This window comes from Desulfonauticus submarinus, assembly GCF_900104045.1.
In the GTDB taxonomy this organism is placed as follows: domain Bacteria; phylum Desulfobacterota; class Desulfovibrionia; order Desulfovibrionales; family Desulfonatronovibrionaceae; genus Desulfonauticus; species Desulfonauticus submarinus.
Genome location: NZ_FNIN01000014.1, coordinates 1 through 2,500, shown reverse-complemented (window position 1 = coordinate 2,500; position 2,500 = coordinate 1). Strand labels below are relative to the sequence as shown.

The following is a 2,500-nucleotide window of genomic DNA, read 5'->3' as shown; positions in this document are numbered from 1 at the left end:
CTATGGGACACCTTCCCAGGTGCTTCTGCTATCTACTCATGGATCACTTTATGGTGGCCCCACAACCCCGGATAGCATGCTATCCGGTTTAGGCTACTCCCCTTTCGCTCGCCGCTACTCAGGGAATCTCGTTTGATTTCTCCTCCTCCGGGTACTGAGATGTTTCACTTCCCCGGGTTCGCCCCCTGATTACTCAGGGTACCTGGATGTTACTCCAGGTGGGTTCCCCCATTCGGATATCCCCGGATCATAGCCTGTTTGGCGGCTCCCCGAGGCTTTTCGCAGCCTACCACGTCCTTCATCGCCTCCTGGCGCCTAGGCATCCACCGATTGCCCTTAATATCTTAACCTATCTCTTCCGCTCTTTCCCTCTTTACCCCTATTTAATTGTCAATTAACTCTCTAAAGATTCCTATGTAACACCCTCAATTCCTAAGAGTGCTACAACTAAAACCTTTAGCCTGGTGGAGGTGAACGGAGTCGAACCGATGACCTCCTGCGTGCAAGGCAGGCGCTCTCCCAGCTGAGCTACACCCCCACACTCTCCACCCTTCTTACTTGGTGGGCCTAGATGGACTTGAACCATCGACCTCACGCTTATCAGGCGTGCGCTCTAACCGAAACTGAGCTATAGGCCCATCTAAACCCTATTCTATCTACTTTCAATCAACTACCATCACTTCTAACAATTAAATAGCGAGCTTATACAGGTAGAGTAGAAAGCTTATCCTCTATAAAGGAGGTGATCCATCCGCACCTTCCGGTACGGATACCTTGTTACGACTTCACCCCAATCACCAGCCCTACCGTCGGCAGCTGCCTCCCCTTACGGGGTTGGCTCACTGACTTCGGGTAGAACCAGCTTTCGTGGTGTGACGGGCGGTGTGTACAAGGCCCGGGAACGTATTCACCCCGGCATGCTGATCCGGGATTACTAGCGATTCCGCCTTCATGCAGTCGAGTTGCAGACTGCAATCCGAACTACGATGGGTTTTTTGGGATTAGCTCCACCTCGCGGTCTCGCAACCCTTTGTACCCACCATTGTAGTACGTGTGTAGCCCTGGGCGTAAGGGCCATGATGACTTGACGTCGTCCCCACCTTCCTCCGAGTTGACCTCGGCAGTCCCCCTAGAGTGCCCGGCTTTACCCGATGGCAACTAAGGGCAAGGGTTGCGCTCGTTGCGGGACTTAACCCAACACCTCACGGCACGAGCTGACGACAGCCATGCAGCACCTGTCTCCGGGTTCCCCGAAGGGCACTCCGCCATCTCTGGCAGATTCCCGGGATGTCAAGCCCAGGTAAGGTTCTTCGCGTTGCATCGAATTAAACCACATACTCCACCGCTTGTGCGGGCCCCCGTCAATTTCTTTGAGTTTCATCCTTGCGGACGTACTCCCCAGGCGGGACACTTATCGCGTTTGCTTCGACACCCAGCGGGTCTAACCGCCAAACGTCTAGTGTCCATCGTTTACAGCGTGGACTACCAGGGTATCTAATCCTGTTTGCTCCCCACGCTTTCGCACCTCAGCGTCAGTTTCGGCCCAGGTAGCCGCCTTCGCCTCTGGTGTTCCTCCCGATATCTACGGATTTCACCCCTACACCGGGAATTCCGCTACCCTCTACCGAACTCTAGCTCAGCAGTCTCAAGTGCTATCCCAAGGTTAAGCCCTGGACTTTCACACCTGACTTGCCAAGCCGCCTACGCGCGCTTTACGCCCAGTGATTCCGAATAACGCTCGCACCCTCCGTATTACCGCGGCTGCTGGCACGGAGTTAGCCGGTGCTTCCTCTGGAGGTACCGTCAAACTAATAGCCTATTCGACTATCAGCCCTTCTTCCCTCCTGACAGAGGTTTACGACCCGAAGGCCTTCTTCCCTCACGCGGCGTCGCTGGGTCAGGGTTGCCCCCATTGCCCAATATTCCCCACTGCTGCCTCCCGTAGGAGTCTGGGCCGTGTTCCAGTCCCAGTGTGGCCGTCCACCCTCTCAGGCCGGCTACCCATCGTCGCCTTGGTAGGCCTTTACCCCACCAACTAGCTAATGGGACGCAGGCTCATCCCCAGGCGGTAGCTTCTTCGAGAGGCCACCCTTTCTTAGCTAACCCCTTAATCATTAGCTAATTCATCCGGTATTAGCCCCGCTTTCGCAAGGTTATCCCAGTCCCAGGGGTAGATCACCCACGCGTTACTCACCCGTGCGCCGCTTTACTCACCACCCGAAGGTGGCTTTCTCGCTCGACTTGCATGTGTTAGGCACGCCGCCAGCGTTCATTCTGAGCCAGAATCAAACCCTCCAGATTAAATTCCTTCTCAAAAAAAAACCTTACTAGCTCTCTACTCTACCCTAACTCGCTATTCAATTGTCAAAAATCATGGAGCTTTCCCTTCTAACTCACTCCACCTTAACTTGTCAATAACTTTTTTTCCACAACCCCAATCACCACTCCAACTCCAAAACAACTCTCTCCAACCCAACTCCATCCCCTCGTGGCGAAGGAG

Annotated in this window: 2 tRNA genes and 2 rRNA genes (1 of these 4 cut by a window edge); all 4 read right to left on the bottom strand. The window is 54.3% G+C overall.

The annotated features are described in order from the left end of the window. A 23S ribosomal RNA gene (locus tag BLP60_RS09190) occupies window positions 1-350 on the bottom strand (it extends 2,595 nt beyond the left edge of the window). 112 nt (window positions 351-462) lie between these two features. Next, window positions 463-538, bottom strand: a tRNA-Ala gene (locus tag BLP60_RS09185). A gap of 21 nt (window positions 539-559) precedes the next feature. After that, window positions 560-638 (bottom strand) — tRNA-Ile (locus tag BLP60_RS09180). Between the two features lie 97 nt (window positions 639-735). Continuing rightward, window positions 736-2,301: ribosomal RNA gene (locus tag BLP60_RS09175) — 16S ribosomal RNA — on the bottom strand. The 16S and 23S rRNA genes sit together here with 2 tRNA genes alongside, the layout of an rRNA operon. Between the last annotated feature and the right edge of the window lie 199 nt (window positions 2,302-2,500).